The organism is Cupriavidus sp. FW305-F7, assembly GCF_058782875.1.
Genome location: NZ_JBYSYC010000007.1, coordinates 200,627 through 219,489 on the forward strand (window position 1 = coordinate 200,627; position 18,863 = coordinate 219,489).

An 18,863-nucleotide genomic window follows, 5' to 3' on the forward strand; every position below is an offset into this window, starting at 1 on the left:
CCGCGACTATTTCGTGCAAGACCGTCCCATGACAGCCCAGACCCAAACCAACCGGCGTCCCGTGATCCTGACCGGCGACCGTCCCACCGGCCCGCTGCACCTTGGCCACTATGTCGGCTCGCTGAAGAGCCGCGTGGTGCTGCAGGACTCGCATGAGCAATACGTGCTGCTGGCCGACACCCAGGCCATGACCGACAACGCGCACGATCCCGACAAGGTGCGCCGCAACGTGCTGGAAGTGGCGCTGGACTATCTGGCAGTGGGCATCGACCCGGCCAAGACCACCATCACCGTGCAGTCGCACCTGCCGGCGCTGGCCGAGCTGACGCTGATGTACCTGAACTTTGTCACGGTGGCGCGGCTTGAGCGTAACCCGACCATCAAGGAAGAGATCCAGGCGCGTGGCTTTGGCCGCGACATCCCGGCGGGCTTCCTGTGCTACCCGGCATCGCAGGCCGCGGACATCACCGCCTTCAAGGCCCATGTGGTGCCGGTGGGCGAAGACCAGGCGCCGCTGATCGAGCAGACCAACGAGATCGTGCGCCGCATCAACCACCAGGTCGGCCGCGAAGTGCTGCCCGAATGCAAGGCCCTGATCCCCGAGTTCGGCCGCCTGCCTGGCGTGGACGGCAAGGCCAAGATGAGCAAGTCGCTGGGCAACGCGATCGCGCTGGGGGCCTCGCCCGAGCAGATCAAGGCCGCCGTGCACAGCATGTACACCGACCCCAATCACCTGCGCGTGTCGGACCCGGGCCAGGTCGAGGGCAACGTGGTGTTCACCTACCTGGATGCGTTCGACCCCAACACCGAGGAAGTCAAGGCGCTGAAGGAGCACTACCAGAAGGGCGGCCTGGGCGACATGGTGCTCAAGCGCCGCGTCGAGGGCGTCCTGCAGGACATGCTGGCCCCGATCCGCGCGCGCCGTGAAGAACTGGCCAAGGATCCGGACTATGTGTTCGACATCCTGCGCCAGGGCACCGCGAAGGCGCGGGCACTGACCCAGCAGACGCTGGACGAAGTGCGCGACGCGCTCGGCATGTTCTCGTTCGAGGCACGCCGCTGAGCGTCAGGCAGCGGCGGCTCCGGTCGCCGCCGTATTACGCTAGCCGCGCCGCTCAGGCGCGGCGATTGACCAGCACGATGCCGGCCAGCACCAGGAGTGCCGCCACGGCAAAGCGCGGGCCCACCGCGTCGTGCATCAGCACCACTCCGAAGGCGACCCCGAACAGCGGCGTCAGGAAGGAAAACACCGACAGCCGCGACGCCAGGTAGCGCCGCAGCAGCCAGAACCAGGTCAGGTAGCTGGCAAACGCGATCAGCACTGACTGGTAGAACAGGCTCGCCAGCACCACCCCGTCGATCTGCACGGTTGCGGTCTGGCCGGCGGCCACCGCCATCGCCAGCAGCATCACCGCGGATACCCCCAACTGGTACAGCAGGGTCTTGCTGGCCGGGGCGCTGGCCAGCGGGCTGGCGCGCACCACCACGGTGGTGGCGGCCCACAGTGCGCCGGCGAGGATGCCAAGCGCATCGCCCAGCAGCGTGCTGCCCTGCGCCGACGGCGCGGCAATGCCATCGGCAAAGGCCAGCGCCATGCCCGCGAACGCGAGTGCCACGCCCAGCCATTGCCCGGTTTGCAACCGCTCGCCCAGCACCACGAAATGCAGTCCCAGCGCGGTGAAGATCGGCGCGGTGTACAGGAACACCGCCATGCGCGAGGCGGTGGTGTGGCCCAGCCCGACGAAGATGCAGAAGAACTCCGCGCCGAACAGCAGCCCGGCCAGCAAGCCGGCGTTCAGCGTGCCGTCGCGCCGCCACAGCGGCGTGCCGCGCCAGGCGGCAAAGCCGAACACCAGCAACGCCGCCACTGCCGAGCGCACGCCCGCCTGCAGCACCGCGCCCATCAGCGGCGCGGTGACCTTGATCACCACCTGCTGCAGGCCCCAGGCGGCGCACAGCACCACCATCAGGCCCACGGCGAAGCCGTCGAGCGGCTGCCGGGCCAGGCTTTGCGTGCTCATGGCGAGCGTGCGTCAGGGACGGCTGGCGTCGCGGGTGGAATGGCGCTCGATCAGCTCGATCTTGTAGCCGTCCGGGTCTTCGACAAAGGCGATCACGGTGGTGCCGCCCTTGACCGGGCCGGCTTCGCGCACAACCTTGCCCCCGGCGGTGCGGATGCGCTCGCACGCGGCCGCGGCATCGTCGGTTTCCAGCGCGATATGGCCGTAGGCCGTGCCCAGGTCATATTGGTCGACGCCGTAGTTGTAGGTCAGCTCCAGCACCGCGGTCTCGCTCTCGGGGCCGTAGCCGACAAAGGCGAGGCGGTACTTGTATTCAGGGTTGTCGCTCTGGCGCAGCAGCTGCATGCCGAGCACGCGCGTGTAGAAATCGATGGAGCGCTGCATGTCGCCGACGCGCAGCATGGTGTGGAGGAGTCGCATTTGAGGGCCTTCAACTTTTTTAGGTATAGGAAGGCGCCATTTTAGTGCGTTTGGCCGAAACCTACCGGCCCGCTTCCGCCCGCTCAGAAGGTCGGCAACAGCTCGGGCGGGTGTGCCCGCAGTTGCGCGCGCGCATCGCGGAACTCGGGGAAGATCGATTCCACGGTCTGCCAGAAGCGCGGGCCGTGGTTCATTTCCTTCAGGTGCGCCAGCTCGTGCGCGGCGACATAGTCGATCATCGACAGCGGGAAATGCATCAGGCGCCAGTTCAGCCGGATCTTGCCGTCGGCGGTGCAGCTGCCCCAGCGCGTGGCGGCCGAGGTCAGCGCAAAGCCGGTGTGGCGCACGCCCAGCTTGTCGGCGTAGATATCGAGCCGCTCGGCCAGCAGCCGGCGCGCCTGCTGCTGCAGCCAGCCCTGCACACGGTCCTTGATCTGCTGCTCGTCGGCATGGCCCGGCAGCGCCAGGTGCAGCACGCGGCGGTCGGCATCGAACAGCAGCGCGCCGAGCGGCGACTCCAGCGACAGCGTCAGCGGCTGCCCCAGGAAGGGCAGGCTGGCGCCGTCGCGCCATTGCACCGTGGGCAGGATGCGGCGCGACTCGCGGTGGCGCCACTCGCCCAGCTTGTTGAAGATCCAGCGCTGTTTTTCCAGGATGGCCAACTCGATGTCCGCCAGCGTGACCCAGCGCGGCGCCGTGATCGACAGGCCGCGGTCGTCGATGGTGAAGCCGATGGTGCGGCGCGCCGAGCGCTTGAGCGTGTAATGCAGCGGCCGTTCGCCGATGCGCAGCAGGCGAGCATTGGGTTGCGGCACCGGCCATGCGGGCTGCTGCGGGGGCTCCTGCGCAAGCGGGGCTGGCTGCGGCGCCTGGGCGGACTCCGCCAGCGGCAGCTCCAGCTGCGCGCCGTCGGCGTCAGGTCGCAGCAGCTTCATGCGGCGGGCCCGCCCGGAGCCGCGCTCCGGTAGCTTTGCGGATCGATGCGGCGCATGTCGCGCTCGATCCATTCCGCCACCTCCTGGTTGAGCTGGTCCGCGGTCTTGTTGGCCGAGGCGATTGCCGGGCCGACCGAGATCGTCACCATGCCCGGGTGCTTCAGGAACGAATTGCGCGGCCACACCCGGCCCGAGTTGACCGCCATCGGCAGCACCCAGGCGCCGGTTTCCACCGCCAGGCGCGCGCCGCCGCTCTTGTAGCGCGCCTTCTCCAGGCCCGAAGGCGTGCGCGTGCCTTCCGGGAACATGATGATCCAGGCGCCTTCGGCCAGCCGCTCGCGGCCCTGGCGCGCGGCCGAGGCGAAAGCGCGGGTGCCTTCCTTGCGGTTGATATGGACCATCTTCAGCATGCCCAGCGCCCAGCCGAAGAACGGCACCAGCAGCAGCTCGCGCTTGAACACGAAGCACAGCGGCTTGGGCATCAGCGCCACGTAGGCCACGGTTTCCCAGGCCGACTGGTGCTTGGACAGCAGCACCACCGGCTTGTCGAGCATCACGTCCATATGCTCATGGCCTTCGATGCGGTACTGGATGCCGCAGATGCCGCGCGCGGCCCAGATCACCAGCAGGGGCCAGCCGCGCACGAAGCGGAAGCGCTGGTCGGCATTCATGAACGGGAACACCAGGAAGCAGGCGCAGGCGTAGGGTGGCGTCAGCACCAGCAGGTACAGCGCAAACAACAGGGAACGAAGAAACGTCATGCGGGGGGCGCGAATAGGGAATGGATGCGGGCGGTCAGCCGGCGCTATGAGCGGGCGGGCGCTGTGCGCCGCCGTTGCCGGTCAGCCAGCGTGCAAACGCGCGCAGGTCGTCGTGTACCTGCGTGCCCGGCGGCAGGCCACCCTGGTCGAAGGTCTTCTGGCCTTTGCCGCTGCGCACCAGGTGCGGCGCGCAGCCAACCGCCACGCCGGCTTCCAGGTCGCGCAACGAATCGCCAACGATGGGCACGCCGCGGAGCTCGATGCCGAAGCGCTCGCTGATCTGCTCCAGCATGCCCGGCTTGGGCTTGCGGCAGTCGCAACCGTCCGCGGCGGTATGCGGGCAGAAGAACACCGCGTCGACGCGCCCGCCCAGGCGCGCGAGCAACGTGTGCATCTTCTCGTGCATGGCGTTGAGCGCGCTCATCTCGAACAGCCCGCGGCCGATGCCGGACTGGTTGCTGGCGAGGATCACGCGGTAGCCGGCCTGGTTCAGCGCGGCGATGGCCTCCAGGCTGCCGTCGATCGGCACCCATTCATCGGGCGTCTTGATGAACTGGTCGCTGTCGAGGTTGACCACCCCGTCGCGGTCCAGGATGACAAACTTGGGCGGCGTCTGTGGCATGTGCGGCTCCGGTGGCTGAGATCAGGCGGCCAGCTTGGAGATGTCGGCCACGCGGTTGGCCATCGCATGCAGCGAAGCCAGCAGCGCCAGGCGGTTGGCGCGCAGCTGCGCGTCCTCGGCCATCACCATCACATCATTGAAGAAGCGGTCGACGGCATCGCGTAGCTGGGCCAGGTCGCGCAGCGCGGCGGTGAAATCGCCGCTGGCGAAGGCTGCTTCCACGGCCGGGCGCACGCGCTCGATGGCGGCGTGCAGCGCGCCTTCTGCCTCTTCCTGGAACAGCGCCGGATCGACCGCGCCGACCGGCTCGGTGTTCTTGCGCAGGATGTTGGTGATGCGCTTGTTGGCGGCGGCCAGGGCCTCGGCCTCGGGCAGCGCGGCAAAGGTGCGCACTGCCTCCATGCGGCCCAGGATGTCATGCAGCTGGTCCGGGCGCAGGCTGACCACGGCCTCGACTTCGTTGGTGGTGTAGCCCTTGTCCTTCAGGTAGCCGCGCACGCGGTCGTACAGGAAGTCGGCGATTGCCTCGGGTGCCGGCTTGACTGCAGCGATGCCGGCAAAGGCGTGCTGCGTCAGCGCCAGCAGCGACGACAGCGACAGCGCCAGCGGCTTTTCGATCAGCATGCGCAGGATGCCAAGCGCATGGCGGCGCAGCGCGAACGGGTCCTTCTCGCCGGTGGGCTGCAGGCCGATGCCCCAGATCCCGACCAGGGTCTCGAGCTTGTCGGCCAGCGCCACGGCGGTGCTGACCGCGCCTGCGGGCAGCGCATCGCCGGCAAAGCGCGGACGGTAGTGTTCGGAGCAGGCCAGTGCTACGTCTTCGGCCTCGTCATCGTGACGGGCGTAGTACGTGCCCATGGTGCCCTGCAGCTCGGGGAACTCGCCGACCATGTCGGTCAGCAGGTCGGCCTTGGCCAGTTCAGCGCCGCGCATCGCGGCGGCCTTGTCGGTGGGCACGCCGCTGTCGTTGAGCGCATCGGCGATATGGCCGGCGATCTGCTGCAGGCGCTGCACGCGGTCCAGCTGGGTGCCGATCTTGTTGTGGTAGACCACGCTGGCCAGTTGCGGCACGCGCGATGCCAGCGTCTTCTTGCGGTCCTGGTCGAAGAAGAACTTGGCATCGGCCAGGCGCGGGCGCACCACGCGCTCGTTGCCGGTGATGATCGACTGCGGCGTCTCGGTGGCCAGGTTCGACACGATCAGGAAGCGGTTGCGCAGGTGGCCGTCGGCATCGGTCAGCGCAAAGTACTTCTGGTTGGTCTGCATGGTCAGGATCAGGCATTCCTGCGGCACCGCCAGGAAGGCTTCCTCGAAATGGCAGGCATAAACCACCGGCCATTCCACCAGCGAGTTGACTTCATCGAGCAGCGACTCGGGCATGATCACCTGGTCGGCGCCGGCTTCCTTGAGCAGCGCGGCGCGCATGCGCTCGCGGCGCTCGGCATAGCTGGCCACCACGTGGCCGGCGGACTCCAACTGCTGCGCATAGTCGTTGGCATGCGCGATCTCGATCCTGCCGTGGGACAGGAAGCGGTGGCCCTGGGTCAGGTTGCTGGCCTGCAGCCCCAGAAGCGTCACCGGCAGGATCTCGGCGCCGAACAGCGCGATCAGGCTGTGCGCCGGGCGCACGAAATGCACCGTGCTGCCGTCCGGGCGCTGGTAGCTCATGACCTTGGGGATCGGCAGCTTCGCAATGGTGTCTTCCAGCGCTGCCTGCACCGCGGCAGCCAGTTCGGCGCCGCGTGCGGTATAGCGGTAGAAGAAGGCCTCGGCCTTGCCGTCGGAGGCGCGCTCCAGCGACTGCCAGTCGATCTCGGCGACGCCGACCGACTTGGCCAGCGCGGCCAGCTTCTTGGCCAGCGGCGCGGTGGGCTCGCCGTTGGCGTCCAGCGCCACCGACAGCGGCAGGACCTTCTCGCGCTGCTCGCGGTCCGGCGCGCTGCGGCGCACGCCCGACACCAGCGCGGCCAGGCGGCGCGGGGTGGCGAACGGCGTCACGGTGGCGCCCGGTTCAAGCAGGTCGCGCTCGCCCAGGCCGGCGAACAGGCCCTGCGCGAAGGCGTCGCCCAGGCGCCCCAGCGCCTTGGGTGGCAGTTCTTCGGTGAACAGTTCGATCAGCAGCGAGTCGGTCATGGGTTGCGACATGAATCGTATCCAGCAAGTTGTAGCGCGCGCCGCTTATCAGCAGCGCGGCGAAAGATTAGGTTCTACTCCGGACAGCAGCCACAGGCCGTTCTGTTGTCGGAATTGCAGCGTGGTGTAGGCGCATTGCGCGGCCGCTGCGGCGCTGGCCGCGCCGTTGCTGCCACCGCGGCTGCCTGCAGCCGGGAAGCGCGCGTCGATGCGGCGCAGGCGCTTGTCGTAGCGGATCTCGTCGATGCGCCCGCCCACCCAGAAATCGATCTTCGGCGGCAGCTGCGCCGCCGAGTGGTAGGTCTTGACCGTGCGGCGGGTGCGGCCGTTGTGGGTCTCCATCTCCACCCACGTCAGCGGATAGCGGATCGCGCTTTCATAGGCGCGCAGCGGCACGCGGTGCCATCCCAGGTCGCGCTGGCCGGACAGGTCGCACGAGAACGAGCGCACCAGCTGCGTCCACTGGTCGAGCGCGTTCAGCGACGGGCGCCATTGGCGCGCCATGGCCAGCTGCAGCGCCTGCGGGTCGGCCTCGCACACATTGCTCAGCTCCGCCGGCAGCATCAGCGCCTGCGCGCTGGGTGCCGCCTGCGCGCGCGCGCCGATGGCATTGCCGGCGGCGGCGAGCGCGGCGGTCGCCATGGCGCAGCACAACGCGCTGCGCGCCAGTTGCGTCATGCCCGGGCTCCGCCGTTGCTGCACATTGGGAAGCCGAGGGCCTCGCGCGAGTCGTAGTAAGCCTGTGCCACCTGGCGCGACAGGTTGCGGATGCGGCCGATATACGCCGCGCGCTCGGTCACCGAGATCGCGCCGCGCGCGTCCAGCAGGTTGAAAGTGTGGGCGGCCTTGAGCACCTGCTCGTAGGCGGGCAGCGCCAGGCGCGTGCCGGCGGCCTGGCCTTCCTCGGCGCCGTCGCCATTGCCCATCAGCCGCTTGGCCTCGCCTTCGTGCTCGGCGAAATGGCGGAACAGGATCTCGGTGTTGCTGTGCTCGAAGTTGTAGGTCGACTGCTCGACTTCATTCTGGTGGTACACGTCGCCATAGGTCAGGCGGCGCGTCTCGCCGTTCTCGACCCACTCGGTCCAGATCAGGTCAAAGACGTTCTCGACCTTCTGCAGGTACATCGCCAGGCGTTCGATGCCGTAGGTGATCTCGCCGGTGATGGGCTTGCAGTCGATCCCGCCCACCTGCTGGAAGTAGGTGAACTGCGTCACTTCCATGCCGTTGAGCCAGACTTCCCAGCCCAGGCCCCAGGCGCCCAGCGTGGGGTTCTCCCAGTCGTCCTCGACGAAGCGGATGTCGTTCTGCTTGAGGTCCAGGCCGAGCGCCTCGAGCGAGCCCAGGTACAGCTCCAGAATGTTCTCGGGCGCGGGCTTGAGCACCACCTGGTACTGGTAGTAGTGCTGCAGGCGGTTGGGGTTCTCGCCATAGCGGCCGTCCTTGGGGCGGCGCGACGGCTGCACGTAGGCGGCGCGCCACGGCTCGGGGCCTAGCGCGCGCAGGAAGGTGTGTACGTGGGATGTGCCGGCGCCGACCTCCAGATCGATGGGTTGCAACAGCGCGCAGCCCTGCCGGTCCCAATAGGCCTGCAGGGTCAGAATCATTTGTTGGAAGGTCAGCATATGAAGACTAGGTAGAGGCACCCGGGCGCGGTAGCGCCGCCCGGCATGCAGGCCCCGCAGCGCGTGCCGGAGCCGGCGCATGCGGATTTTGCCAAACCCTGAATTCTATCGGCTTTTTGGCAAGGCGCCCCGTTTGGCGGGGCCGGCTAGGGCGCGCACCGATGGCTGAGGACGCTTGCCAATGTCGGCCCTACGCAACGCATCGGGAAAATACTGACGCGGATTTCAGGTTTGGCCGCTGCTAGCCGATAGTGTTTTTGTATACAGTATGAGTAAGCAACCCGTTTCAGAGCGTTGCGGTTGACAGTCCGTGCCGGCATGGCGGGCACGGCGGCTGCTGGCTGGCACCGCAGTAGCCGTTTGTCGGTAACTGATATTGATGGGGACTTGGCATCATGGCACTTCTTTCTCGCAAACCTTACCTGGTCGCAATCGCGGTCATGATCGCCGCGGCCACCGTGTCCGTGGCGACCGGGCTGCTGGGCTGAACCGGCTGGCGCTCACCTGAGGCGCCACAACCGGCACCGCAATCAAGCGCCGGACGGCGGCGGCGATCCCGCCGCGTCCGGTGCCTGCTTCTGCCTGTGCCTTCAGCTTGTGCCGCGCCGCTTGCGCGCACGCCAGGCAGCCATCCCCAGCACCAGCGCAAACAGCGCCAGCACCGGCGCGTTCCCCCAGCGGATATAGGGCGTCAGCCCCTGCATGCCCTGCACCTCGGCCGCCAGCGTGCCGACCGTGAAGGTCGGCAGGCGTTGCTGCACCGAGCCATCCGGGCGTACCACCGCGGTCATGCCGGTATTGGTCGAGCGCAGCATCGGCCGGCGCGTTTCCAGCGCGCGCATGCGCGAGATCTGCAGATGCTGGTCCAGCGCGATGGTGTCGCCGAACCACGCCAGGTTGGTCAGGTTGGCCAGGACATTGGCCGGCGCCGGTTGCTGGCGCAGCGTCTGCGCGATTTCCTCGCCGAACAGATCCTCGTAGCAGATATTGGGCGCCACGCGCACGCCGCGCACCGGCAGCGAGGCCTGGTCGAGCCCGCCGCGGCGGAAGTCGCCCAGCGGCATCTTCATCATGTCGACGAACCAGCGGAACCCCAGCGGGATAAATTCGCCGAACGGCACCAGGTGGTGCTTGTTGTAGCGGTACAGGCGTTCGGTCTCGGGGCCCAGGCCGAAGACGCTGTTGGTGAAGTCCACTGGGGAGTCGGCGCCGGCGGCGCCGAACAGCACCGTAGTGCCGCTGGCCAGCGCGTAGTCGCGCACCGCCACGGCCACGTCGACCGGCAGCTCTTGCAGGATGACCGGGAACGCGGTTTCCGGCGTGACCACCAGGTCGGCCGGCGCGGCGGTGATCATGTCGCGGTACAACTCGATCGAGCGCTGGATGCCGGCGGGCTCGAACTTGATGTCCTGGGCCACGTTGCCTTGCAGCAGCCGCACCGACAGCGGCTTGCCGGCGGGCGTGGTCCAGGCCAGCGGCGCCAGCGCTGCGCCCGCAGCGGGCAGGGCCAGTGCCAGTGCCAGCGCGCCCAGCGCCCGGCCGCGTTCACCGCGGCCCAGTCCGCGTACGGCAGCCGCCAGCAGTGCCGCCACCGCGGCGGCCAGGGCGCCGATGCCGTACACGCCAACGAGCGGCGCGAAGCCGGCCAGCGGGCCATCGGCATGGGCATACCCGCCCGACAGCCACGGGAAGCCGGTAAACACCACGCCGCGCAGCCATTCGGCGAGACCCCAGGCAGCGCCGAAGGCCAGCGGCGCCAGCAGCGTGGCCCCCGGCAGGCGCGCCGTCAGCCGATGCCACAGCGCGCCGGCCAGCGCCGGGTAGAGCGACAGGAAGCCCGAGAACAGCACCACCGCCAGCGCGGCCATCCACGCCGGCATCTCGCCGTAGACGTGCATGCTGATATAGAGCCACCAGATGCCGGACAGGAACCAGCCCAGCCCGAAGGCATAGCCAGTGGCGGCGGCCAGGCGCGCGCGCGGCGCGTCGGCCATCAGCGCGGCCAAGCCGGCCAGCGACAGGATCTGCAGCCACCACCAGTCATGGGGGGCAAAGGCTTGCGTATGGGCGATGCCGAGCACGCCGGCCAGCAGCAGCCGCACCATGGTCGCTGCGCGCGAACGCGCGCGCGTGCCAGGCACGCCTGTCGGGGCGGCGTCGGCAGCGGCGGCGCCGTTGAGGACCGGGGCGGAACGCTTCATGCGCCGGCCGCGCCCGCGTTGTCGCCGTTGGATTCGCGGTGCACCTGCAGCAGGTGCACCTGCCGCGCGTCGGCGCGCAGCACCTCGAAGCGGATCGGCGGCAGGGTGATGACCTCGCCGCGGTGGGGCACGTGGCCCACGTGGTTGGACAGCAGCCCGCCCACGGTATCGACATCGTGGTCGGAGAAGGCGGTACCGAAGGCCTCGTTGAACTGGGCGATCTCGGTCAGGCCGTGCACGCGCCAGCTGCCGTCGGGCATTGGCAGGATATTGTCCTGGTCTTCGTCCAGGTCGAACTCATCCTCGATGTCGCCCACGATCTGCTCCAGCACGTCCTCGATCGTCACCAGGCCGGCCACGCCGCCGTACTCGTCGACGACCATGGCGATATGGTTGCGGTTGATGCGGAAGTCGCGCAGCAGGATGTTCAGGCGCTTGGACTCGGGGATGAACACCGCCGGGCGCAGGGTCTCGCGCAGGTCGAAGGCGGGGTCGGTGTAGTAGCGCAGCAGGTCCTTGGCCAGCAGGATGCCGATGATGTTGTCACGGCTGCCTTCGTAGACCGGGAAGCGCGAGTGCGCGGTCTGCTGCATGAAGGGGATGAACGCCTCCGGGGCGTCCGCGATATTGACCATATCCATCTGCGCGCGCGGCACCATGATGTCGCTCGCGGTCAGTTCGGAGACCTGGAACACGCCCTCGATCATCGACAGCGAGTCGGCGTCGATCAGGTTGCGCTCATGCGCTTCCTGGAGCACTTCGAGCAATTCCGCGCGGGTGTCCGGCTCAGGGGAAATCAGGTCTGACAGGCGTTCGAGAAGCGATCTGGGCCGATCGGCCTGCTTCAGGTAAGCGGGCTTCGAACTGGGATAAGGGTCGTTCATTTCGCGGCGAGCGCGTGGTGGAGATCGTCTGAAGGATACACTAAAAGCCTGACCGTCCCGTGACGGCGGGCGGTCGCCTGAGACCATATGTGCAGCAGGCGGCGCCCGACCGGCGCCGCGTGTGAGAGAGGGATCACGCGGAAATCACGCGGTGCGGTCGCCCTGGTAGGGATCGGCGTAGCCCAGCGCCTGCAGCGTCTCGGTCTCGATCGCTTCCATTTCCTCGGCCTCGGCGTCTTCCTCGTGCTCGTAGCCTTGCGCGTGCAGCACGCCGTGCACGATCAGATGCGCATAGTGCGCTTCCAGCGGCTTGCGCTGCTCGCGCGCCTCGGCTTCCACCACCGGGCAGCACAGCACGATATCGCCCGTGACCGGATCGGCTTCGTTTTCCGCATAGGCAAAGGTCAGCACGTTGGTGGCGTAGTCCTTGCCGCGGTAGGTGCGGTTCAGCGTGCGCCCCTCTTCCTCGCCGACAAAGCGGATGGTCAGTGCGGCATCGGCATACAGTGCCGACTTGACCCAGGTTTCGATCTTGCGGCGCGCCGGCAGGCCATCGCCCTTGCCGACGCCGTCGCCGTGCTGGACCTCCAGCTCCAGCGCCGGCGGCGTGGCCGGCGTGCCGGTGGTGGTGACCACCGGCGTGGCGGTCACGGCCACCGACAGCGAGTCGTGGTTGTCCGGGCGCACCAGCAGGCCGGCCTGCTGGTTGGTGTCGGTGTGCTCGGCCAGCAGCGCCACCACGCCGTCGGCGGCCTGCGACAGGTCCAGCGTCAGGCTGCGGCCGTCGGGCAGTTGCACGCGCAGCGCGTGCGCGGCGCTCTTGCGCGCGCGGCCGTCGCCGTCGAACAGGGTCAGGCTCACGGCGGAAGACTTGGATTTCTGGGATTTCAATTAAGCGTCCTTGTGCTGGGCGTGGTATTCGTCATAGGCATCGACGATGCGGGCCACCAGCGGATGGCGCACCACGTCGATGCTGGTAAAGCGGGTGCAGGCAATGCCGCGCACGTCGCGCAGCACGAGCTGCGCTTCCACCAGGCCGCTCTTCTGCCCGCGGGGCAGGTCGATCTGGGTGATGTCGCCGGTGATCACCGCCTTCGAGCCGAAGCCGATGCGTGTGAGGAACATCTTCATCTGCTCGGGGGTGGTGTTCTGCGCCTCGTCCAGGATGATGAAGGCATGGTTCAGCGTGCGCCCGCGCATGTAGGCGAGCGGCGCGATCTCGATCATCTGCCGATCGAACATCTTCTGCGTGCGGTCGAAGCCGAGCAGGTCATACAGGGCGTCGTACAGCGGGCGCAGGTAAGGGTCGACCTTCTGCGCCAGGTCGCCGGGCAGGAAGCCCAGGCGCTCGCCGGCCTCCACCGCCGGGCGCGTCAGCACGATGCGCTTGACCGCATCGCGCTCCAGCGCATCGACCGCGCACGCCACCGCCAGGTAGGTCTTGCCTGTGCCGGCCGGGCCGATGCCCATGGTCAGGTCGTGCGACAGGATATTGCGCAGGTAGTCGCGCTGCGCCACGGTGCGGCCCTGCAGGCCGGTGCGGCGCGTGTGCAGCACCGGCGATTCGTCGCCGATCTCGCGATCCTCGACATCGCCGCCGTTGCCAGGCAGGTAGCTGCCATGCGCGGACAGCTGGCGCGTTTCCACCAGGCCCAGCTGCACGTCGTCGATCGACAGCGGCGTACGCGCCTGGTTGTAGAAGCGCTCCAGCGCCGTTGCCGCATCCTGCGCGTTGCCGCCGCGCACCGTCATGCGGTGGCCGCGACGCTGGATGTTCACGTCCAGCGCCTGCTCGATCTGGCGCAGGTTTTCGTCGAGCGGCCCGCACAGGTTCTGCAGCCGGGTGTTGTCGTCCTTGGGGGCGACGAATTCTGCGGATGGGACTTTCATCAGTTGGCGATGGCCTCGCTGGATAGTGCCTGGTTACTGCCGAACCACGATCTCGCCGCGCAGCGAGTGCGGGAACGCCTGCGTGATGCTCACGTCGACCAGTTGGCCGACCAGCCGGTCGCGGCCTGCCTGGGGCACGCCCGGCAGCGCGAAGTTGACCACGCGGTTGTTCTCGGTGCGGCCGTGCAGCTCGGTCGGATCCTTGCGCGCAGGGCCTTCCACCAGGATGCGCTGCACCGTGCCGACCATGTTCTGGCTGATGCGCTGCACGTTTTCCTCGATAGTGGCCTGCAGGCGCTGCAGCCGGCGCAGCTTGACCTCGTGCGGGGTGTCGTCGTGCAGGTTGGCAGCGGGCGTGCCCGGGCGCGGGCTGAAGATGAACGAGAACGAGGTGTCGTAGCCGATCTCCTCGATCATCGCCATCAGCTTCTCGAAGTCGGCATCGGTCTCACCGGGAAAGCCCACGATAAAGTCCGACGACATCGACATGTCCGGGCGCAGCACGCGCAGCTTGCGGATGATGCTCTTGTACTCCAGCACGCTGTAGCCGCGCTTCATCGCCATCAGGATGCGGTCGGACGCATGCTGCACCGGCAGGTGCAGGTGGTTGACCAGCTTGTCGCAGCGGCCGTACAGCTCGACCAGGCGCGAGGTGAATTCCTTCGGGTGGCTGGTGGTGTAGCGGATGCGCTCGATGCCGGGGATCTCGGCCACGTACTCGATCAGCAGCGCAAAGTCGGCGATCTCGGTGGTGTCGCCCATCTTGCCGCGGTAGGCGTTGACGTTCTGGCCCAGTAGCGTGACTTCACGCACGCCCTGTTCAGCCAGGCCGGCAACTTCGGCCAGCACGTCCTCGAACGGGCGCGACACTTCTTCGCCACGGGTGTAGGGCACCACGCAATAGCTGCAGTACTTGGAGCAGCCCTCCATGATCGAGACGAAGGCACTCGGGCCTTCCACGCGCGCCGGCGGCAGGTGGTCGAACTTCTCGATCTCGGGGAAGGAGATGTCCACCTGCGACTGGCCGGTGCGCTGGCGGCGCGCGATCAGGTCGGGCAGGCGGTGCAGCGTCTGCGGGCCGAACACCACGTCGACATACGGCGCGCGCGAGACGATGCTGGCGCCTTCCTGGCTGGCCACGCAACCGCCCACGCCGATCACCAGGTCGGGTTTGACGGCTTTGAGCGCCTTCATCCGGCCCAGTTCCGAGAACACCTTCTCCTGCGCCTTCTCGCGCACCGAGCAGGTGTTGAACAGGATCACGTCGGCGTCTTCGACGTTGTCGGTGGGTTCCAGCCCCTGGCTGGCGTTGAGGACGTCGACCATCTTGCCCGAGTCGTACTCGTTCATCTGGCAGCCGTACGTCTTGACGAAAACTTTCTTCATATGCCGATCTCAGTGGTTGACCTGGGGGCATCAGGGTGTTGCAACAACACGGCCGGCGCGTGGGGCACGCCGGTCGCACTTCCGGGGGACTACGATTTCTTCTTCAGCGCCTTCTGTTCCGGCTCGCTCAGCACCCAGGCGGTCAGCAGCTGGCCGTACAGGTCCAGCTTGTACCGCACCGGCAGCTTCTGGCCGGCCACCGCGGCGCTGGCCAGCAGCTGGTTGTCGGTGCCGAACAGGCGCAGGCCCGGCGCCACGCCGACGGTCTTGCCATCGAGCGTGGCCGTTTGGGGCGCACCGGCAGACGGCGTGGCGATAACGAGCCTGGCCGCCTGCGCATCGTCCGGGATCACCCGCACCGGCTGGGCCATCGCGCTTGCCGCACCGAGCAGCAGGGCGGCGGCGCAGGCCAGCGTTGGCAGCAGCCTGCGGGCGCGCCTGGGTTGGACAGACTCCGGCGCCTCGCGGCGCGCATCACGACCTGCTGGCATGGGGGGAGAACTCCGACAAATGGGACGACGCGTTGGCGGGAATGGCCCAAAGACGGGCGCAACCTGTCATTTTACCCCGCTGGCGGCCTGGCCGGGTCGGCGATGCAGGCGAGCTCAGAACAGGCAGGATGCCTCTTGCAGCACACGTTGCTTGGACACCGTGCCCATCAGTTCGCGGCTGGCGCTGTCGCGCACCAGCGGAATGCGGTTGATGCCGTGCCCGGCAAACACCGCCAGGGCGTCGCGCAGGCGCGAATCCGGGGTCAGTGCGGGGAAGTCGCGCTCGGCCAGCGCCAGCACGTCGTCCGCGGCGCCCTCGCGCTGGGCGCGCTGCAGCGCGTGGATCGACAGCGCGCCCAGCAGGCGGCCATCTGCTTCGACCAGATAGAGGTAGCGTGTGCCGGTCTCGGCAAACTTGTCGGCTGCCACCGCCAGGGTAGCGTTCGGGTCGAGCACGGTATCGGTCGGGTCGCACAGGCCCGCCAGCGTCAGCGTGCGGGCATGTTCGGCCGCGGCCGAGGCCTGCGCGCGCTCGGCGATCACGCTGTACAGCGACAGCGTCTGGCAGCGTGACGCCGTGTAGTACGCCGCCACCGCGCCGATCATCGACGGCAGCAGCAGCGCGGGCGCCAGCGTCATCTCGAACACCATCAGCACCGACATCAGCGGCGCCTGACTGGTGGCCGCCAGGAACGCACTCATGCCCACCAGCGGTAGCAGCGGCGCCGCACCGGCCGCCGTGCCCTGCATGCCGATGGCCAGCAACTGCCCGAGCGCCGCCCCCACGAACAGCGACGGCGTGAACACGCCGCCGACCGCCCCCGAGCCCATGCTGATCACCGTTGCCACCAGCTTGGCCAGCAGCACGCCGGCCACCGGCACGCTCAGCGGCTGTTCCTGCAGGATGGTCTGGATGGTGGAATAGCCGTTGCCAACCACCTCGGGCACCGCCATCGCCAGCACGCCGACCAGCGCGCCGCCCAGCGTGAGCCGTGCCACTGGCCCGCCCGGCACGGCGGCAAAGCGGCTGCGCGCAAAGCCGGCCGCGCGCATGAACAGCGCGCCCGCGATGCCGGCGGCCACGCCCAGCGCCGCCGCGGCCAGCAGGATGTGCGGGCGCAGGTCGGGGGCGATATCCAGGCCCGGGTAGAGCGGCTGCAGGCCGCCGTGCCACTGGCTGACCATGGCGCCGGCCACCGAAGCCAGGAAGAGCGGCATCAGGCGCTGCACCGCGAGCGCCCCGAACACCACTTCGGCAACGAAGACGGCGGCGGAGAAGGGGGTGTGATAGACGGTGGCAAGGCCGGCCGCGGCCCCGCAGGCGGTCAGCATGCGGCGCATGTTCGAGCCGCCGCCGCGTTCCAGCCGGGTCGACGGGAACAGCGAGCCGCACAGCGCCGCCAGCTGGATCATCGCGCCTTCCTTGCCGACCGAGCTGCCGCTGACGATCGAGAAAAACGATGAGAGCGCGCGCAGCAAGGTGATCCGCACCGGCAGGCGGCCGCTGCCGTTGGCCACCGCTTCCATGTAGTCGGTGGCGCCGCTGTGGCTGCCGGCCAGGCGATTGGCCAGCACCAGCAGGCCGCCCGCCAGCGCGCCGCCCGCGGCCGGAATTACCACGCGCCACGCCAGCGCCAGCGTGGCGAATACGGCCACCACGTCGGCATGGCTGGAAAACAGCACGACGCCGGCGCCCTCCAGCGCTTCCTTGAACAGTGTGGTGGCAATGGCCGCGACGATCCCGACCGGGATGGCCGCGAACAGGGTGACTTCCTGGTCTTCGAGGAAACGCAAGCGCATGGCGGCTTTCCGGGGCAAATGTGGCGCGGGTGCGGAGCCGGAGAGGGGGCGGGCAGAGGCTGTCATGATAGCGCAGCGCCACCCGCGCAGACCCGATGTGCGCCGGCGCGCATGCGGGGCCGCGCCCGGTGCAGAACCCGCTTGTCACGGACTGGTACACTACCGCTCTTTCCTTCGCGGGCGGGCCGGTGCCCTGCCATGCCGGCTTCCCGGCGTTCGCGTTCCGATTCCGATCCGATTACCAGGAGCCATCCGGCGTTTGGCGCACCGCGTGCGCAGCGATGGCCCAAGCAGCAATACATGTCTTTTTCTGAACTCGGCTTGTCCGACAAGATTGTGCGTGCCGTGGCCGAACAGGGCTACACCACGCCGACTCCCATCCAGGCCCAGGCAATCCCCGCCATTCTCAAGGGCGGTGACCTGCTCGCCGGCGCGCAGACCGGCACCGGCAAGACCGCCGGCTTTACGCTGCCGATGCTGCAGATGTTGTCCGACTCCGCGGCGCGCGGCGCCAATGGCGCGCAGCGTCCGGCCCGCCTGCCGGTGCGCGCACTGGTGCTGACGCCCACGCGCGAACTGGCCGCCCAGGTCGAAGAGAGCGTGCGCAACTACGGCAAGTACCTGCGCCTGCGTTCCATGGTGATGTTCGGCGGCGTCGGCATCAACCCGCAGATCGAGCAGCTCAAGCGCGGCGTCGAGATCGTCGTGGCCACGCCCGGCCGCCTGCTGGACCACGTGTCCCAGCGCACCATCGACCTGTCGCAGGTGGAACTGCTGGTGCTCGATGAAGCCGACCGCATGCTCGACATGGGCTTCATCCACGATATCCGCAAGATCCTCAACGTGCTGCCGGCCAAGCGCCAGAACCTGCTGTTCTCGGCGACGTTCTCGGACGATATCCGCGCGCTGGCCGACCGCCTGCTGAACAACCCGGCCTCGATCGAGGTGGCGCGGCGCAACACCACGGCCGAGACCGTGGACCAGCGCGTCTACCCGGTGGACCGCGAGCGCAAGCGTGAACTGCTGGCCCACCTGGTGCGCCAGCATGACTGGCACCAGGTGCTGGTATTTACGCGCACCAAGCACGGCGCCAACCGCCTGGCCGAGCAGCTGACCAAGGACGGCCTGTCGGCACTGGCGATCCATGGCAACAAGAGCCAGTCGGCGCGCACGCGCGCGCTGTCGGAATTCAAGTCGGGCACGCTGCGGCTGCTGGTGGCAACCGATATCGCCGCGCGCGGCATCGACATCGACCAGCTGCCGCACGTGGTCAACTTCGACCTGCCCAACGTGCCCGAGGACTATGTGCACCGCATCGGCCGTACCGGCCGCGCCGGCGCCGAGGGCGAAGCGATCTCGCTGGTCTGCGTGGACGAGATTGCGCTGCTGCGCGATATCGAACGCCTGATCAAGCGCAAGCTCGAACAGACCGTGCTGCCGGGCTTCGAGGTCGACCCGAGCATCGCGCCCGAGCCGATCCAGAAGGGCCGCCAACAGCGTGGCGGTGGTGGCCAGGGGCAAGGACAAAGCCAGGGCCGCGGACGCGCCCAGGCGCGTCCGGCCGGCAACGAAGGCGAGGGCGCCCAGCGCCAGCGCCCGGCGCGCGAAGCGCAGGCTGCGCCGCGCCAGGCCCAGGGCGGCCAGCCGCGCACGCGCGCTGCCGAAGGCGGCCAGCGCGGCAATGGCGCGGCCAACGG

General features: G+C 68.4%; 17 protein-coding genes. 2 read left to right on the forward strand and 15 right to left on the reverse strand.

Annotated elements, in window-relative coordinates:
* Positions 1-28 precede the first annotated feature (28 nt).
* Positions 29-1,063, forward strand: a complete 1,035-nt coding sequence (gene trpS / locus AC3WL8_RS09400; protein WP_013955595.1) for a tryptophan--tRNA ligase — start codon at positions 29-31, stop codon at positions 1,061-1,063.
* A 52-nt stretch (positions 1,064-1,115) separates the two neighbouring features.
* Here the strand turns inward: trpS and AC3WL8_RS09405 are convergent, their stop codons facing one another.
* The 15 genes from AC3WL8_RS09405 to AC3WL8_RS09475 form a co-directional block, all read right to left on the reverse strand.
* On the reverse strand, positions 1,116-2,021 hold the full coding sequence (locus tag AC3WL8_RS09405; protein WP_035824599.1) for a DMT family transporter: 906 nt from the start codon (positions 2,019-2,021) through the stop codon (positions 1,116-1,118).
* A gap of 12 nt (positions 2,022-2,033) precedes the next feature.
* A complete protein-coding gene (gloA, locus tag AC3WL8_RS09410) occupies positions 2,034-2,441 on the reverse strand; it encodes a lactoylglutathione lyase (protein ID WP_013955597.1) in 408 nt (135 codons plus the stop codon).
* Positions 2,442-2,524: 83 nt separating this feature from the next.
* The gene (locus AC3WL8_RS09415; RefSeq protein ID WP_013955598.1) at positions 2,525-3,376 is read right to left on the reverse strand and encodes a M48 family metallopeptidase; all 852 of its coding nucleotides are present in this window, start codon (positions 3,374-3,376) and stop codon (positions 2,525-2,527) included.
* A complete protein-coding gene (locus tag AC3WL8_RS09420; protein ID WP_011614553.1) occupies positions 3,373-4,137 on the reverse strand; it encodes a lysophospholipid acyltransferase family protein in 765 nt (254 codons plus the stop codon). Before AC3WL8_RS09420 ends, AC3WL8_RS09415 begins: the two co-directional genes overlap by 4 nt.
* Positions 4,138-4,171: 34 nt before the next feature.
* Positions 4,172-4,759 (reverse strand): D-glycero-beta-D-manno-heptose 1,7-bisphosphate 7-phosphatase, encoded by a 588-nt coding sequence (gmhB, locus tag AC3WL8_RS09425; RefSeq protein WP_013955599.1) that lies wholly within the window; start codon positions 4,757-4,759, stop codon positions 4,172-4,174.
* A gap of 21 nt (positions 4,760-4,780) precedes the next feature.
* Complete coding sequence (glyS, locus tag AC3WL8_RS09430; RefSeq protein WP_035824590.1) at positions 4,781-6,904, reverse strand: glycine--tRNA ligase subunit beta; 2,124 nt, start codon at positions 6,902-6,904, stop codon at positions 4,781-4,783.
* A 36-nt stretch (positions 6,905-6,940) separates the two neighbouring features.
* Positions 6,941-7,570, reverse strand: coding sequence for a hypothetical protein (locus AC3WL8_RS09435; RefSeq protein ID WP_013955601.1), 630 nt, complete (start codon positions 7,568-7,570; stop codon positions 6,941-6,943).
* Positions 7,567-8,514 (reverse strand): glycine--tRNA ligase subunit alpha, encoded by a 948-nt coding sequence (gene glyQ, locus AC3WL8_RS09440; protein ID WP_035824587.1) that lies wholly within the window; start codon positions 8,512-8,514, stop codon positions 7,567-7,569. Before glyQ ends, AC3WL8_RS09435 begins: the two co-directional genes overlap by 4 nt.
* A gap of 590 nt (positions 8,515-9,104) precedes the next feature.
* A complete protein-coding gene (gene lnt, locus AC3WL8_RS09445) occupies positions 9,105-10,715 on the reverse strand; it encodes an apolipoprotein N-acyltransferase (RefSeq protein WP_492378181.1) in 1,611 nt (536 codons plus the stop codon).
* Positions 10,712-11,599, reverse strand: coding sequence for a CorC family transporter (locus AC3WL8_RS09450; protein WP_035824582.1), 888 nt, complete (start codon positions 11,597-11,599; stop codon positions 10,712-10,714). The genes lnt and AC3WL8_RS09450 overlap by 4 nt, the downstream gene beginning before the upstream one ends.
* Positions 11,600-11,743: 144 nt before the next feature.
* Positions 11,744-12,490 carry an rRNA maturation RNase YbeY gene (gene ybeY / locus AC3WL8_RS09455; protein ID WP_211980726.1) on the reverse strand — a complete coding sequence of 249 codons (747 nt, stop codon included), beginning with the start codon at positions 12,488-12,490 and terminating at the stop codon, positions 11,744-11,746.
* A complete protein-coding gene (locus AC3WL8_RS09460; protein WP_013955606.1) occupies positions 12,491-13,489 on the reverse strand; it encodes a PhoH family protein in 999 nt (332 codons plus the stop codon).
* A gap of 33 nt (positions 13,490-13,522) precedes the next feature.
* Positions 13,523-14,875, reverse strand: a complete 1,353-nt coding sequence (gene miaB, locus AC3WL8_RS09465; protein WP_013955607.1) for a tRNA (N6-isopentenyl adenosine(37)-C2)-methylthiotransferase MiaB — start codon at positions 14,873-14,875, stop codon at positions 13,523-13,525.
* Positions 14,876-14,964: 89 nt separating this feature from the next.
* Positions 14,965-15,366 (reverse strand): hypothetical protein, encoded by a 402-nt coding sequence (locus AC3WL8_RS09470; protein WP_013955608.1) that lies wholly within the window; start codon positions 15,364-15,366, stop codon positions 14,965-14,967.
* 114 nt (positions 15,367-15,480) lie between these two features.
* Positions 15,481-17,166 carry a ClcB-like voltage-gated chloride channel protein gene (locus AC3WL8_RS09475; RefSeq protein ID WP_492378182.1) on the reverse strand — a complete coding sequence of 562 codons (1,686 nt, stop codon included), beginning with the start codon at positions 17,164-17,166 and terminating at the stop codon, positions 15,481-15,483.
* Positions 17,167-17,466: 300 nt separating this feature from the next.
* On the opposite strand from AC3WL8_RS09475, the gene AC3WL8_RS09480 reads away from it, so the two are divergent.
* The coding region (locus AC3WL8_RS09480; protein WP_492378183.1) for a DEAD/DEAH box helicase at positions 17,467-18,863 on the forward strand (1,397 nt) is incomplete at its 3' end.

Coding starts and splice junctions, on each gene's coding strand:
- AC3WL8_RS09460 (WP_013955606.1), bottom strand. CDS start 13,489: ATGAAAGTCCCATCCGCAGAATTCGTCGCCCCCAAGGACGACAACACC.
- AC3WL8_RS09470 (WP_013955608.1), bottom strand. CDS start 15,366: ATGCCAGCAGGTCGTGATGCGCGCCGCGAGGCGCCGGAGTCTGTCCAA.
- glyS (WP_035824590.1), bottom strand. CDS start 6,904: ATGTCGCAACCCATGACCGACTCGCTGCTGATCGAACTGTTCACCGAA.
- AC3WL8_RS09475 (WP_492378182.1), bottom strand. CDS start 17,166: ATGCGCTTGCGTTTCCTCGAAGACCAGGAAGTCACCCTGTTCGCGGCC.
- AC3WL8_RS09405 (WP_035824599.1), bottom strand. CDS start 2,021: ATGAGCACGCAAAGCCTGGCCCGGCAGCCGCTCGACGGCTTCGCCGTG.
- miaB (WP_013955607.1), bottom strand. CDS start 14,875: ATGAAGAAAGTTTTCGTCAAGACGTACGGCTGCCAGATGAACGAGTAC.
- glyQ (WP_035824587.1), bottom strand. CDS start 8,514: ATGCTGACCTTCCAACAAATGATTCTGACCCTGCAGGCCTATTGGGAC.
- lnt (WP_492378181.1), bottom strand. CDS start 10,715: ATGAAGCGTTCCGCCCCGGTCCTCAACGGCGCCGCCGCTGCCGACGCC.
- gloA (WP_013955597.1), bottom strand. CDS start 2,441: ATGCGACTCCTCCACACCATGCTGCGCGTCGGCGACATGCAGCGCTCC.
- AC3WL8_RS09420 (WP_011614553.1), bottom strand. CDS start 4,137: ATGACGTTTCTTCGTTCCCTGTTGTTTGCGCTGTACCTGCTGGTGCTG.
- trpS (WP_013955595.1), top strand. CDS start 29: ATGACAGCCCAGACCCAAACCAACCGGCGTCCCGTGATCCTGACCGGC.
- AC3WL8_RS09435 (WP_013955601.1), bottom strand. CDS start 7,570: ATGACGCAACTGGCGCGCAGCGCGTTGTGCTGCGCCATGGCGACCGCC.
- gmhB (WP_013955599.1), bottom strand. CDS start 4,759: ATGCCACAGACGCCGCCCAAGTTTGTCATCCTGGACCGCGACGGGGTG.
- AC3WL8_RS09415 (WP_013955598.1), bottom strand. CDS start 3,376: ATGAAGCTGCTGCGACCTGACGCCGACGGCGCGCAGCTGGAGCTGCCG.
- AC3WL8_RS09450 (WP_035824582.1), bottom strand. CDS start 11,599: ATGAACGACCCTTATCCCAGTTCGAAGCCCGCTTACCTGAAGCAGGCC.